The following is a 14,899-nucleotide window of genomic DNA, read 5'->3' as shown; positions in this document are numbered from 1 at the left end:
TTTTTTATTAACACGATATCTAATCTATTTATCATACTTGAGTTATGTTTTCCATAGAATTGTTAGTTACTATTTTAAAAATATTTTTTAAATAAACTATCTTTGCATCATGGCGCAGAAAGAAACACTCTCTTCTCTTACACAAGGGAACTTTGCGAGAGAACTATCAATTGCAGATGGAAAAATGCCTCCTAATGCAATAGATTTTGAAAGATTGGTAATCGGTACTTTTTTAATTGATAAAAAAGGACTCGATCATTCTATCGACCTTCTTACTCCGGAAGTATTCTACGACCCGAGACATCAGGTTATATTTGCTACAATTCTAAAATTGTACGAAGCAAACCATCCGGTAGATATTATGACTGTTATTCAGGAGATGAAAAAAACAGACAAGCTAAGCTCCGCAGGTGGTGACCACTACATTATCGAACTTACAATGGGAGTAAGCTCATCTGCCCACATCGAATATCACGTACGTGTTATTCTTGAAAAATATATTTTAAGAAGCTTAATTAATGTGTCGGCTAATGTTATAGATACTTCCTATAAAGAATCTACTGACGTTTTTGAACTCTTAGACAAAGCAGAACAATCTTTTTTTGAAATCACCAACGGAACCATCAAAAAAGGGTTTGATACCGCCAATACTTTAGTAAAAGAAGCTATTGATATCATTAAAGCTTTAAAAGATAAAGAAGGAATTTCGGGGGTGCCTTCCGGATTCAGAGATGTAGATAAAGAAACTGGAGGTTGGCAAAATTCTGACCTTATTATTGTTGCAGCACGTCCTGCGATGGGAAAAACAGCCTTTATCCTTTCAATGGCGAGAAATATTGCAGTGGAGTATAAAATCCCAATGGCTCTGTTTTCACTCGAGATGGCATCGGTACAGCTAATCACCAGAATGATTGCTTCGGAGACCAAAATTTCATCAGAAAAATTAAGAAAAGGAACACTAGACGACGAAGAGTGGCAAAGACTATTTTCTAATGTATCCGAATTAGAAAATGCCCCTTTATATATTGACGAAACTCCTTCCCTATCTATATTCGACTTTAGAGCAAAATGCCGAAGACTGGTCATGCAGCACGGAGTAAGACTTATCATGGTTGACTACCTTCAGCTGATGACTGCAGGAAGTGGTGGAAAAGGAGGTGGAAACCGTGAACAAGAAATTTCAATGATTTCCCGTTCATTAAAAGCGATTGCCAAAGAATTAAATGTACCAGTAATTGCCCTTTCTCAGCTTTCAAGAAGTGTTGAAACCCGACCTGGAAAACGACCTCAGCTTTCCGACCTAAGAGAATCTGGAGCAATTGAGCAGGATGCCGATATTGTATCCTTTATTTTCAGACCTGAATATTATAAAATTACTGTTTGGGATAATGATGAAGACGGAGCCGAAACTTCTACCGAAAACCAAGCAGAATTAATTATTGCCAAACACAGAAACGGTGCTACTGCAGATGTAAGATTGTCTTTCCTAAAACATTTTGCAAAATTTGGGAATATTGAAGAAGCAACCAACGGAATGGGTCTATCAACTCCTTTTGGTGAACCGAGTGGCTTTGAAAAAATAAAAACTACTATTCAGCCGGGCGCAGCTTTCGACTTACCAGACAGCTCAAAACTTTCGGGGTCTTCTATGAATGACCTTGATGATGAAGAAGACTTTCCGTTTTAAAAATTAATTATAAAACCTATTAATGCCACGAATACACGAATGTTTTAAAAAAGAAATTCGTGCATTCGTGGCAATTTATCTTAAATGAGAATTGAAATATATACTGACGGAGCATGTAGCGGAAACCCGGGAAAAGGAGGTTACGGCATTTTAATGCGTGTTCCCGAAAAAAATTATCAAAAAACATTTTCTAAAGGTTTCAGGAAAACGACCAATAACCGAATGGAACTTTTGGCGGTAATTACTGCATTAGAAAAATTGAAATCAACAGAAAATGATATTCACGTTTTTACAGATAGCAAATATGTTTCTGACGCCGTTAATCAAAATTGGATCGCAGGATGGATCAAACGAGGTTGGAAGAATGTAAAAAACCCAGATCTTTGGAAAAGGTTTGTTGTACTTTATAATCAGCATACTCCAAAAATGCATTGGGTAAAGGGCCATGCAGGACATTTTGAAAATGAGCTTTGCGATAAACTGGCAGTTGCTGCAGCAAATTCACAAAACCTTGAAATAGATTCTTATTTTGAAAGCTTAGAAAACAATTCACTATTTTGAATAAAACTAAGACAAAGCTTATCATATTCAACTTTTCGTTATCATTGTTATTTTTCGTTGCGTAAAAGATACTTTTTACGTAAAATTAACTATTTATATTCATTTATTAGTGAAGATTTAATATCTTTACACGTCTAATAAAAGTATCCTAATAAATGAATAAAAAATTACTGTTTTATTTTACCCTTTTTGTACTTTGTATCTCTGGAAACTTTTCCGCTCAAACTTATCAGCTCACAGGAGTTCCTATTACTACAACAGGATGGACAATGGTCTCCCCCACTGTAGTAGGAGCCGGAAATGATTTCATCCAATTAACTCCGGATACAAACAATCAATCTGGATCCATCAGATTAAACGACCCTATTAACCTAAAATATTGCGATAAATGGAAAGTAGAATTCGATTTCAGGATGGATTCTAACCAAACCGCCAATGGTGACGGTCTCGCATTCTGGTATCTTGCAAATCCACCCGTAGCGAGTGTTTTAGGCTCAGGTCTTGGAGTTTCACAAAATGCTGTAGGCCTTATTGTAGGATTTGATACTTACAACAATACCACAACTGCTGTAATGAGCAAAGTACACGTTGCCTACGGGCAGGTTGCCAACACAACAGATAACAACAATGTAGAATTTTTCAATACTGTAGGGAGTTCTTTTCACTCTCCAGACATGAATACCACCCTTCCTTTTCAGGGAACTACATATAAACACGTAGAGGTTACTGCTGAAGTAAATACATCTATTCCTAATACTTGGAACATAAAAATAATGATTGACGGAACTCAAATCTGCAATCAACCATTTACGGCATCTGGAGCAGCCGCTACAATGACTCAGGGATATTTCGGATTCTCAGCTTCTACAGGAGGAAACAGATCGAGACATTCTATTAAAAATGTAAAAATATATACCGATAAAGTAAGTTTACTGCAGCCTACTGCAACACAAACTTTTTGTCCAAACCCTTCTACAGGTTTTGGAACGGTGAATTTAACATCATTTAATTCTCAGTTTGTAGCAAACCCTGCTAACTATACTTTCACTTATACTGTTGCTGGTACACCTATTACCTCCCCTACCAATTATCAATTTAATGCGAATACTACTGTAAACGTTATTATTAGAGATAATTCGTCTGTTCTTTGTGATAACCCGGATGGAAAAATAATTCTTACCCTTTCACCTTTCACAGCAACCAATAGAACTCTTTCTGCATGTAATAATAATGGTGCGTCTACCGCAACATTTAACCTTTCTACGGCTGATGTGACAACTGTCTCTGGTGTTACAAAAAAATATTATCGCACTTTAGCTGATTTAAATGCAGGAATAAACGAAATCTTAAATCCTACAGATTATGTTTCAGCCCCCGGGAAGGTTTATGTAAAAGTAACTACTCCGCAAGGTTGTACCGGAAATGCTGAAATCACGCTTGTTTTCTATCCATTGCCTGTATCTACTGATGCTATCTTAGAGTCTTGTTTTATTGCAACGGCTCCAAATACAGCATTGTTTAATCTTACAACAGCTAATGTTTCGTCAGAAGCAGGTATTACTAAAAAGTTTTACACTTCTTTATCCAATGCATTAAGCGGAACCAACGAAATTGTAGTTCCTATTACCCATATCTCTCCATCTACAGATGTGTATGTAAGAATAACGGGTACCAATAGTTGTTATATTATTAAAAAAATAACTCTTAAAGTAATTCCTTCCGTAAAATCTTCAATTTTAAAAGACAAAATAATCTGTATCAATGATAGAACAACGCTAGATGCGGGTCCGGGATTTGATGGGTACGAATGGAGCACAGGAGCCACCACTTCATCTATCATAAATGTACCTGTAGGAAGCTATTGGGTAAGATTGAAAACAGGAAATTGCTACACATTACAACCAGTAACTGTAAAATTAGCAACAAACCCTGTTATTTCAAGCATAGACATTACCAACAATACGATTACTGTAAATGCTACTGGAGGGCTTGCTCCTTACAAGTTTTCTTTAGACGGAATCAACTGGCAAGACTCTAATGTATTTACTGGGCTTCCAAGAGGTGAACATAAAATTTTTGTAAAAGACTTTTATAATTGTGAGCCAACACACATTCAGGTAACGGTTCCAAACCTCATCAATGCTATTACTCCTAATGGTGACAATGTGAATGACTTTATCGATTACTCAGCACTTGCTTATAAGAAAAATCTTGTCTTTACAGTCTATGATAGATATGGAAATATGAAGTATCAGGCAGATAAACTAAGAAACTACACCTGGGATGGAACTTCCGGAGGTAAAAAATTATCAACAGGCACTTATTGGTACACTATCACTTGGATAGAAAATGACAAAAACAATACACCGACAAACTATAACGGATGGGTATTGGTGAAAAATAGAGAATAATACAAAAAAGCGCCACCCAAACAAACGTGGCGCTTTTTTAAATCTCAAAATTCAACATCCAAACGCAATTAAACACCATACAGAACCAAACACTTCCTCATACTCTATAGCTACTTACTAGCTCAAAAAACATTCATTCTGAATAAAAAAACTAATAATTTTACCAAATAATAATCTTTTAAATATAAAAATGAAAAAATTTCTACTCCTCAGTTTTTTGTTCTTTTTATCAATCATAAGTTCAGGCTTATCAGCTCAAACTTATCAACTCACCGGAGCTCCTGTCATTAACACTGCAGGCTGGGACCTCGTTCCTTCTGCTACTGCTACCGGAGACTTTGTGCAACTTACCCCAGATCAAACCAGTAAGTTTGGAGCCATAAAACTCTCTGACCCCATCAATCTAAAATATTGTGATAAATGGAAAGTTGAGTTTGATTTCAGAATCGACGGAAACGGAACCACCGCCTATGGAAGAGGTGACGGGCTTACATTTTGGTACCTTTCTAATCCTCCAACGACATTCACAACCGGAGGCGGACTAGGAATTCCGGCAAATGCAAATGGACTAATGGTAGCATTTGATATATTCAACAATTCGACAGAGGGGCAAATGAGTAAAGTGCACGTACTGTATGGAACCAATAATATGCCTGCAGGAAATCCAAATATTGAGTACAATACGACAGCAAACAGTACTTTTCACTCCCCAGACCTTAACCCCACTCAACCTTTTGTAGGAGCTACCTACAAACATGTTGAAGTAAATGGGGAAATAGACCCTTTTAATCCTAATATCTGGTTAATTCAAATCAGAATTGATGGAGTTCTTATTGCCAATCAACCTTTCACAGCAAGTGGTGGCGCAGTCGGTATGGGTGCAGGATTTTTCGGGTTTTCTGCAGGAACAGGAGCTGCAAGCGCAAGACACTCTATCAAAAACGCTAAAATATACATTGATAAAGTTCCAATCCTCCAAAACACTGTTACTCCATTTGTATGTACCAACCCTGCAACAGGAAATGGCTTTGTAGATTTAACTTCTTATGCAAGTCAGTTTGTCAACAACCCAGGGAACTATATCATCACTTATTATGTTTTAGGAAGCTCTACACCAATTGCCGTACCTACAAACTTCCAATATTCTGGTAACACTACGATTTCGGTGGTTATAAAAGACCCATCATCTACCTTATGTGATAATGGTGACGCAAGAATTATTTTAAATCCGAGTCCATTTGCCGCAGATGACGTTACTATAACTGCCTGCAACAATAATAATGCAGGAGTAGCTTATTTTGATTTGAGCACTGCTGCAGTTACCGGTGTACCGGGTGCTACGAAAAAATATTATCCTACATTGGCCGATCTTAATGCAGGTACTAGTGAAATTTTAAACTGGTCAAACTACCCTGCAGCAAACGGAACTACGGTGCATGTAAAAGTTACAACCCCACAAGGTTGTGTTGACAATGCTATAATTACCCTTAATCATTTCCCAGTGGTGGTGGTAAATGATGCAACATTACGGTCATGTTCATTAGAAGACAATATTTCAATGGGATCGTTTAATCTTACCAACGCTACAGTAACCACACAAACCGGAATAACAAAAACATATTACCCATCATTACAGGATGCGATTAACGGTAGCAACCTGATCATCACTACAAATCCTTACATTGCTCCAAATGGAGTCGTTTACATCAAAGTAACAAATGCCAACGGATGTTATGCAATTGCAAAGGTGACTTTAATTGTCATTCCACCTGTGTATTCGGAAATCTTAAAAGATAAAATCATCTGCGTAGAAGACAAAACAACATTAGATGCAGGAGCTGGTTTCACTTCTTACCTTTGGAGTACAGGAGCGACTACACAAACAATTTCAAATGTGGGAGTAGGAACTTATTGGGTAAAACTTAAAACTGGAGATTGTACCATTACTCAAAATGTAAAGGTATTTGCATCAGAACAACCTGTCATCACATCAATTGACGTATCTGCTACAACAGTTACCGTTTATGTTAATGGAGGAACTCCTGCTTATCAATATTCTTTAGATAATACAAATTGGCAGGACTCTAATATTTTCAAAGGTTTGGTAAGAGGAATTCATAAGATTTTTGTGAAAGATTCTTATGATTGCGAACCTATGGAAGTAGAAATTACTGTTCCTAATATTATTAATGTCATTACACCAAACGGAGATGGCCGCAATGACGTAATAGATTACTCGGCATTGGGAAGTAAAACAGACTTAACATTTACTATTTATAACCGATACGGAGCTAAACTTCACCAAGGTGACAAAACCAATAATTACACATGGGACGGAACCTCAAACGGAAGAAAAGTTCCTACAGGAAGCTATTGGTATTCTGTAACATGGAATGAAAATAACAAAGCCAAAACACCAGTAAAATTATCTGGTTGGATTATGGTAAAAAACAGAGAATAATTTTTTTCAACTATACTTAATTTTAAAGAATCTGTCTCATTCGTGAGATGGATTCTTTTTTTATTTAAATGGAATATTAAAATTTGAATTCTTTTATACAATAATCTTACAAGGCGAGAGATCAATATTTAAAACTTTAGAAGCTTAAATCAGAAAAATATTTACCGCAAAAGCATCAAAAGAAATGATTAAAAATAGAGAAATTCAAAAGTTTACAACATGTAGAATATTACTTTATTATTTCTTTATTCGCTTTAGACAACATCTTATTTATTCTTTACATGTTCTAAAAATATCTTATCCTAAAAATTTACTTTTTCATAAAAGACTTTTTCAACATCAGAAAAGCAATATGATGTGCAACAAAAAAACCACTGCAAAAGCAATGGTTTAGTATTTCAAGTAAAAGTGTCTTTTAAAAAGAAACTTCATTTACCTCTTTTCCGCGCTGAAAATTCATCGTTTTCTGATTTCCTTTATAGGCAATATTGACTAGGTTTATTTGCTTAGGAAATGCGCTTAAAAGTATCGTATTTTTTATTTTTAAACTGTTGATGTCAGAAACACCACCGGTTTCAAAATACACCCAAACCGTTTCTCCACTTACCTGACTTCCGGTGAAAGTTAAAGTTTTAGGAGAACCATTTACAAATACATCAAAATTATTATTTACATATTTTTTTACTTCAGCTTCAAATCCTGCAGTATTTCTGTTGATTTTTATCGCATCAGAAATATGGCTTGTATTCATTTTAGCAGTAAACTTCAGCGTTTTGCTTCCGTCGATATAGTCTACTTTTGTCATCGAAGAGAAAAAGTCTGCTACAGAAAAACTCATCAGTATAATCAATGTAAAAATACCCGATATATATAAAAATTTTTTCATCTCAATTTATAGATTTACAGCATATTGCTAAATAGGTTTGGTCAAATTTGATGCCAATTAAAAGTTAACATTCACAGAGTACTTATCATAGAAAGCTTTGATGTGAGCTACAGCTTCATCAGCAGTATCTACCACACGGTAAAGATCAAGATCGCCTTCAGAGATCATCCCTTCTTTTAGTAGCGTTTCCTTAAACCATCCTAGCAAACCACCCCAAAATTCAGTTCCTACCAAAACAATTGGGAAACGCCCTATTTTATTGGTCTGAATTAACGTCATCGCTTCTGTAAGTTCATCTAATGTGCCAAAACCTCCCGGCATTACAATAAACCCCTGAGAATATTTTACAAACATTACTTTTCTTACAAAGAAATAATCAAAATTCAGTGAATATAATTTGTTGATATAAGGATTAAAATGTTGCTCAAAAGGTAGGTCAATATTTAAACCAATCGATTTTCCTTCTGCATTGAAAGCTCCTTTATTACCCGCTTCCATAATTCCTGGACCACCTCCTGTAATGACTCCGAAACCTATTTTGGTTATTTTTTCAGCGATTTCTACCGCCATATTGTAGTATTTACTTTCAGGCTTTAATCTTGCAGATCCAAAAATAGAAACACAAGGGCCTATTCTGGCCATTTTTTCGTAGCCATCTACAAACTCTGCCATCACTTTGAAAACCATCCAGCTGTCTTTGGTAATGGTCTCGTCCCAGGTTTTTTCGCGTAAACTATTATGTAATTTAGATTCGTTGATATCTAATTCTGTATTTTCTAAACTTTCGTCTCTCGTTCCTTCAGTTCTCATTCAAATTATTTAAAATATTTTTCTGCTTCAATCACAGATTCCGGTCTTCCTACATCAATCAAAATACTGTCGTGTACAAAACCGTGTATTTTTTCGGTATGCATCAGATCCAGATATTCTTCCATTACAGAAAACTTCCCTTTTCTTTTTATTTTATCAAAAATCACCGGATTAATGCAATGCACCCCGCTAAAAGCTAAAGGTCTAAATCCCTTGTTGAATTCTGCAAGGCGCTGCTCTCCTGTCTGTACATTAAGCCAACCTCTTAAAACCAAGTCATCATTGAACAGCAGTTTTCTCGAACTTTCTCTATCTGAAACCGCTAAGGTAACAAAATCTTTGATTTCTTTGTGATAGCTTACAAAATCATCAATATTGATTTGGGTTAAAATATCAGCATTCATAATCAGGAAATCTTCACCGTGATTGAGGAATTCTTTAGCAAAAATCAAACCACCTCCAGTTTCCAACAGTTCATTCGATTCATCAGAAACCTCAATCTTACAGCCAAAATTATCATTTTCTTTTAAAAACGCAACAATCTGATCACCAAAGTGATGAATATTGATTACAAAATCAGTAATTCCAAATCCTTTGAGATATTGTATATTTCTTTCTAAAAGAGGAACGCCATTCACTTTAGCCAAAGCTTTAGGATGATGGTCTGTAAAAGGTTTTAAACGGGTACCTTTTCCTGCTGCAAAAATTAATGCCTTCATAAATTATGGGTAATGAGTAATTGGTAATGAGTAATTTTAAAACACAAATAATATTAGCGAAGCTAAATATTAATTATTGCACATCACCCATTACTAATGGTTAAGTTGGTGTTGCTCGTCGTGGTGAAGGCTTATTTGTACTTTATCACCGTATTTTTCTTCAATAAATTGAGCGATCTTTATAGCCGAATAAACTGACCTGTGTTGGCCTCCTGTACACCCGAAATTGATTTGCAGGTTTTCAAAACCTCTTCCCAAATAATTATCGATGTTAATTGAAACTAAGTTTTTAATTAATTCTAAAAACTGAGGCATCTCTGTTTTTGTTTCTAAATATTCCTGAACACCAATATCATTACCGGTTTGTATTTTATACTCTTCTACTCTTCCTGGGTTTAAAATTCCTCGGCAATCGAATGTAAAACCACCTCCGTTACCTGAGTCATCTTTAGGGATCCCTCCTTTTTTGTATGAAAAACTGTGGATGTCTATGTGTAGCATATTTTATTATTTATAATTGATTGTTGATAAATGATGATTGATTGATAACTATTTTTTCAGGACATTTTTGTCATTTCGTAGGAATCTAAGCACTATTAATTCTATTCAATAATTGAGATTCCTCCAGAATGACAAATCTTATGTTTAATCAAACTTAATAGTTTAATTTACCTTTAATATTTCTAATATTTTAAATTTGACTTTTTCAGAACTCAGCTGTCCAATTACTTTTTTCAGCTCGGGATAATTTTTCATCTCATCCCAAATTTCTGAAAACTCTGTAATATTTTGAATGCCTTTATCGATACTTGCGATGAAATGTTGCTTTCTTTGAATAAGCCCTCGGAAGCCATATGCTCCCAAAACCTGTAAAAACCTCATCATCTGAATTGGCTTTACCGAATTTCTTAGTTGAGCCTGAGTTTCCTTATTATCAAACTGTTGAATATAAAACTCCAGCATTTCATTTTTAAAATCTTCAGGAAAATTGGCTTTAGCTTGGAATAAAAAAGAAATTACATCATACATTAAAGGACCTTTCATAGCCGACTGGTAATCGATAAAAGAAACTTTATTCTCATCTTTTACCAAGATATTTCTTGCCTGAAAATCTCGAATCATGATGCCTTTCGGCTTAAAATTTCCTATGAGATTGATGATTTTTTTGAACTCTTTCAGCAAAGAAGATTTGTGATATTCTAGTTCTAAAACATCTGCGACGAAATTTTTGAAATAATACAGATCATGCATTATTGGAAGCTCATCATAACTTTCATATTCAAATGTTTTTTGAAAGTCTATTTTATCTTTGGTCTTTTCCTGAAGATCAAAAAGCTCTTTAAGAGTTTGCTTTACCAAATCTTGCACATTTTCTGACAAACCTTCTTCAGCAATGATTTCTGAAAAAGTTTTTTCGCCTAAAAACTCCTGAATATATAATTTCCGATCTTCTGAAACAGAAAATATTTTAGGAGTATTGAGATTCAATTCAGAAAACACGCCCGAGAAATACAGAAAACATTCGTTTTCGGCAATGTTCTCATTGTAGGTAAGAATGTATTTTCCTATTTGATTTTGAGCCAAAAAATTGACTCTTGCAGAACCGCTTTGAGCTAAAGTAATAAATTCGGTTGATTTTTCACCAAAATGGTTTTCAAAAAATCTTTTCGCGTTTTCAGAAGTCATATATGGTAACAAATATACTAATTTACAGGCTAATTGCTATCTTTGCAGCATGTTAAAAGACTTTAAGCCTGTTTTGAGCATCCTGTTGCGCTTTATCATCATTTATTTGGTGTTGCTTTTTGCGTATCAGTTTTATCTTAATAGTTTTAAAGAATCTGGTCTCGACCCTTATTCACGTAGTATTGCAGAGCAAGTAGCTACCATACAAAATAAAATAGGCTACACCACATCATTATATAATGATGTTTCTAAAGAGCAGGTTTGGTTTTATGTTAATGAAAAGTATGTTAGCCGAATGGTAGAAGGCTGTAATGCGATTTCGGTAATCATTCTTTTTACAGCTTTTATTTTTGCCTTTTATAAAGGGCCTAAAACTTTCGTTTTTATTGCAGTAAGCCTCTTATTGCTATACGTAATGAATATTTTACGGATTATAGGACTTAATATTGTAACCAGAGACCACCCAGAATACAACAGAATGGTACATGATTATGTTTTTCCGGCTGTGATTTACGGAAGTGTGGTTATACTTTGGTTGGTTTGGATTAAATTTTTTGCTTTAAAAAATGAGAATTCTTAGTTGGTTTTTAGTCCTCTTAGGAGTTTGCGGACTCATGGGTGTGAGAATACTGGAAGAGCAGATTTTTTACGACCCTTTTTTGAATTATTTTCACGAAGGCAATAAAAACATTCCTTTCCCGGAATTTGAATGGGGAAAACTGATAATCAGTCACATTTTTAGATTTGTTTTAAACCTATTTTTCTCATGTATTATCATTCATTTTTTATTTAAAAATAAAGAATGGACAGTTCAAGGAGCGGTTTTAATTTCTATTATTTTTGCAATTACATTCCCAATCTATCTTTACTGTATCTACGACAGATTTGATATTGGCTATCTTTTCTCTTTCTATATGAGAAGGTTTGTGATACAACCTTTGATCCTGCTTTTGATTGTTCCTTTGTTTTATTATAGAAAGCAGATGATATTGAGGGATTCAAATTATTGATCTGTAAGAATCTCAAATATTAAGATAGCGCTCCTAAAGGAGCGCTTCGTTGTGCTCGTTTTAATTTTTGGCTACACAGATATCACTCCTACGGAGTATTTTTGTAAAAATTATAAAAATGGGGTTACATTGATTCAATGAATTATTCTCATAAAAAACAGCACCTATCCTAGAGCAAATTAATTATCATAAACAAAGTTTTTTATACTTTGGAGCAATGTGTTTAAACCTCACAGGTTTTGAAAACCTGTGAGGTTTGTTTATTAATAGCCCCGATTGCAGCGGTTACCCCGCAACTTGCGTTGGAAAGTTGGAGGGATTTAGAGGATGGAAAAGCGACCGTGTGAGGAGTATGAGCGGAGAGCGGGAAATAGCTTCTAAAAAATTAATCAACGGTATGTTTTTCTACTCTTGTTACATTTTCTGCCGTCCATTCTACCCTTTTTACAAATGGTTGTTTTCGTACTGGGCAATCCATAATCTGGCAAAGTGGGCAAGAAATGGTCTTGCAATCATCCATGTGGAAATTGAATTCAACGGTACGCTTAGTGTTTTTAGCTAACAAAAGAATTACATTTTCCATTTCCTTATGCGCTTCACGAAGGCTGTAATAATACGGCAAAGTAATGTGCGCATCGATGTGCAGCGACGAACCAAACTGCTGGATCTTCATGTTGTGAATGTCAATCCATTCTATTTTTCTGTTTTTTTCGAGAAGATCAATAATGTTGTTTAGAAGTTCGGGATCTTGTTCGTCCATAATTCCGCGAAGGGATTTTCTAACAATTTTATAGCCCACAAAAATAATGTAGAAACCGAATATTAAGGCAACCATAGAGTCAATCCAATAGATCTTGGTAAAGTACACGATGATTAAACTGATCACCACTCCTAAAGTAGTAATCGTATCTGACTGCAAATGCTTTCCGGAGGAAATTAAGACCAAAGAATTCTCTTTTTCTCCTTTTTTAATAGAAATATAGCCCAAAATATAGTTAATAATCGCTGTCACTGCAATAATGGCGATTCCCCAATCTAGCTGTCCTAAAACTTTACCTGTTATTAAACTGTTTATCCCTTCGTAGATAATCATTACCCCTGCAATAGCAATCAATGCACCTTCAATTCCGGAGGTTACAAATTCTACTTTTCCGTGACCGTATGGGTGATCTTCGTCTTTAGGTTTTGAAGCCAAATGCAATGAATACAACCCCATGAATGCGCTGATGACATTAACGATACTTTCCATAGCATCAGAAAACACAGCATCGGAATCTGTAAGTTTCCAAGCGATAATTTTCCCAACGAATAAAATAATCCCGAAAACGGCAATGATTTTCTGGAAGCCTATTTTGTCTTTACTTATATCTTTTGTTGCCATTTTTCTTTAATCGTTTGAAATTTAAATAAATATCAAAAATTTTATTTTTTTTGATAGGATTTTATCCTATCCTTTGTTAGGTCGTCCTTTCAGGACTTATTCGAACAATTAATTATGATAAACTTTTGTGTTTTTTTAATAGGATTTTATCCTATTCTTCATTAAATCGTCCTTTCAGGACCTGTTTAGCTATTAACTAACAACCAATCACTATCAACCAAAAATTATTTGATAAAAAAAAGAATCTCTTTTGGAGACTCTTTTCTTTTTTGTTAGGTTATACTAAGTTGTTTGCTATTAAGTATTCTGCAATCTGTACTGCGTTGGTAGCAGCGCCTTTTCGCAGATTGTCTGCTACAATCCAGAGGTTAAGTGTTTTCGGCTGCGAGAGATCTCTTCTAATCCTTCCGACGAAAACCTCATCTTTTCCTTCTGAGTAAAGCGGCATTGGATATTCGTTGTTTTTTACGTTATCCATTACGACAACTCCTGGAGTTTCTGACAAGATTTTTCTTAATTCATCCAAATCAAATTCGTTTTCAAATTCGATATTTACACTTTCAGAATGACCTCCTTGTACAGGAACTCTCACTGCAGTTGCAGTTAAATTGAATGTATCGTCACCTAAAATTTTCTTAGGCTCTTTCATTAATTTAATTTCTTCTTTGGTATAATCATCATCCGAAAACACATCACAATGTGGCAATGCATTTTTGAAGATCTGATAAGGGTAAACTTTAGCAACAGAGTCATCTCCGCTGATTTCTCCGTTTAGCTGATCTACAGCAGCTTTTCCTGTACCTGTTACAGACTGATAGGTAGAAACAACTACTCTTTTTAAATCATATTTTTTATTCAAAGGACCTAAAACCATGACCAACTGAATGGTAGAACAGTTTGGATTTGCAATAATCTTGTCTTCTTTTGTTAAAACATCAGCATTAATCTCCGGAACTACTAATTTTTTAGTTGGATCCATTCTCCAGGCTGAAGAATTATCGATTACGGTAATTCCTGCTTCAGCAAATTTGGGAGCATATTCTAAAGAAGTATCACCTCCTGCAGAGAAAATTGCGATATCCGGTTTGGCAGCTATAGCGTCGTCGATGCTTACGATAGTATAATCTACCTGTTTATACTTCACCTGTTTACCAATAGATCTTTCCGAAGCTACCGGAATTAATTCTGTTACAGGGAAATTTCTCTCTTCGAGAACCTTAAGCATCACTTGTCCAACCATTCCTGTTGAACCTACTACAGCTACTTTCATTGAATAAATAAAATTAT

At 35.0% G+C, this 14,899-nt stretch carries 13 protein-coding genes; 6 read left to right on the top strand and 7 right to left on the bottom strand.

Annotated features, from left to right (window positions below; genetic code table 11):
- Positions 1-109: 109 nt before the first annotated feature.
- From dnaB to AB671_RS15250, 4 genes are all read left to right on the top strand, one after another.
- Positions 110-1,687, top strand: coding sequence for a replicative DNA helicase (gene dnaB, locus AB671_RS15265; RefSeq protein ID WP_066676540.1), 1,578 nt, complete (start codon positions 110-112; stop codon positions 1,685-1,687).
- An 84-nt stretch (positions 1,688-1,771) separates the two neighbouring features.
- Positions 1,772-2,248 (top strand): ribonuclease HI, encoded by a 477-nt coding sequence (gene rnhA, locus AB671_RS15260; RefSeq protein WP_066676539.1) that lies wholly within the window; start codon positions 1,772-1,774, stop codon positions 2,246-2,248.
- Between the two features lie 155 nt (positions 2,249-2,403).
- Positions 2,404-4,659: a lectin-like domain-containing protein gene (locus AB671_RS15255; protein WP_066676538.1), complete on the top strand. Its 2,256-nt coding sequence runs from the start codon at positions 2,404-2,406 to the stop codon at positions 4,657-4,659.
- 190 nt (positions 4,660-4,849) lie between these two features.
- On the top strand, positions 4,850-7,120 hold the full coding sequence (locus AB671_RS15250) for a T9SS type B sorting domain-containing protein (protein ID WP_066676536.1): 2,271 nt from the start codon (positions 4,850-4,852) through the stop codon (positions 7,118-7,120).
- Between the two features lie 415 nt (positions 7,121-7,535).
- Here AB671_RS15250 and AB671_RS15245 read toward each other — a convergent pair whose 3' ends face one another.
- The 5 genes from AB671_RS15245 to AB671_RS15225 form a co-directional block, all read right to left on the bottom strand.
- Positions 7,536-8,006 carry a DUF6702 family protein gene (locus AB671_RS15245; protein ID WP_066676535.1) on the bottom strand — a complete coding sequence of 157 codons (471 nt, stop codon included), beginning with the start codon at positions 8,004-8,006 and terminating at the stop codon, positions 7,536-7,538.
- A gap of 57 nt (positions 8,007-8,063) precedes the next feature.
- Positions 8,064-8,816, bottom strand: a complete 753-nt coding sequence (locus tag AB671_RS15240; RefSeq protein ID WP_066676534.1) for a TIGR00730 family Rossman fold protein — start codon at positions 8,814-8,816, stop codon at positions 8,064-8,066.
- A gap of 5 nt (positions 8,817-8,821) precedes the next feature.
- Complete coding sequence (locus AB671_RS15235; RefSeq protein ID WP_066676532.1) at positions 8,822-9,535, bottom strand: NDP-sugar synthase; 714 nt, start codon at positions 9,533-9,535, stop codon at positions 8,822-8,824.
- Between the two features lie 93 nt (positions 9,536-9,628).
- The gene (locus AB671_RS15230) at positions 9,629-10,036 is read right to left on the bottom strand and encodes an RNase adapter RapZ (protein ID WP_066676530.1); all 408 of its coding nucleotides are present in this window, start codon (positions 10,034-10,036) and stop codon (positions 9,629-9,631) included.
- Between the two features lie 162 nt (positions 10,037-10,198).
- Positions 10,199-11,221 (bottom strand): aminoglycoside phosphotransferase family protein, encoded by a 1,023-nt coding sequence (locus AB671_RS15225; RefSeq protein WP_066676524.1) that lies wholly within the window; start codon positions 11,219-11,221, stop codon positions 10,199-10,201.
- 49 nt (positions 11,222-11,270) lie between these two features.
- Here AB671_RS15225 and xrtF point away from each other — a divergent pair, with 49 nt between their 5' ends.
- Positions 11,271-11,801, top strand: coding sequence for an exosortase family protein XrtF (gene xrtF, locus AB671_RS15220; RefSeq protein WP_066676523.1), 531 nt, complete (start codon positions 11,271-11,273; stop codon positions 11,799-11,801).
- Positions 11,788-12,231: an exosortase F system-associated membrane protein gene (locus AB671_RS15215; protein ID WP_066676521.1), complete on the top strand. Its 444-nt coding sequence runs from the start codon at positions 11,788-11,790 to the stop codon at positions 12,229-12,231. The genes xrtF and AB671_RS15215 overlap by 14 nt, the downstream gene beginning before the upstream one ends.
- Before the next feature lie 385 nt (positions 12,232-12,616).
- On the opposite strand, the gene AB671_RS15210 is transcribed toward AB671_RS15215, so the two are convergent.
- Both AB671_RS15210 and AB671_RS15205 read right to left on the bottom strand, forming a co-directional pair.
- Positions 12,617-13,612, bottom strand: coding sequence for a cation diffusion facilitator family transporter (locus tag AB671_RS15210; RefSeq protein ID WP_066676519.1), 996 nt, complete (start codon positions 13,610-13,612; stop codon positions 12,617-12,619).
- A gap of 277 nt (positions 13,613-13,889) precedes the next feature.
- On the bottom strand, positions 13,890-14,882 hold the full coding sequence (locus AB671_RS15205; RefSeq protein WP_066676517.1) for an aspartate-semialdehyde dehydrogenase: 993 nt from the start codon (positions 14,880-14,882) through the stop codon (positions 13,890-13,892).
- Positions 14,883-14,899: the final 17 nt, after the last annotated feature.

This window comes from Chryseobacterium sp. BGARF1 (genome assembly GCF_001677955.1).
Taxonomy (GTDB): domain Bacteria; phylum Bacteroidota; class Bacteroidia; order Flavobacteriales; family Weeksellaceae; genus Chryseobacterium.
This window is presented reverse-complemented; position numbering and strand designations above follow the sequence as displayed.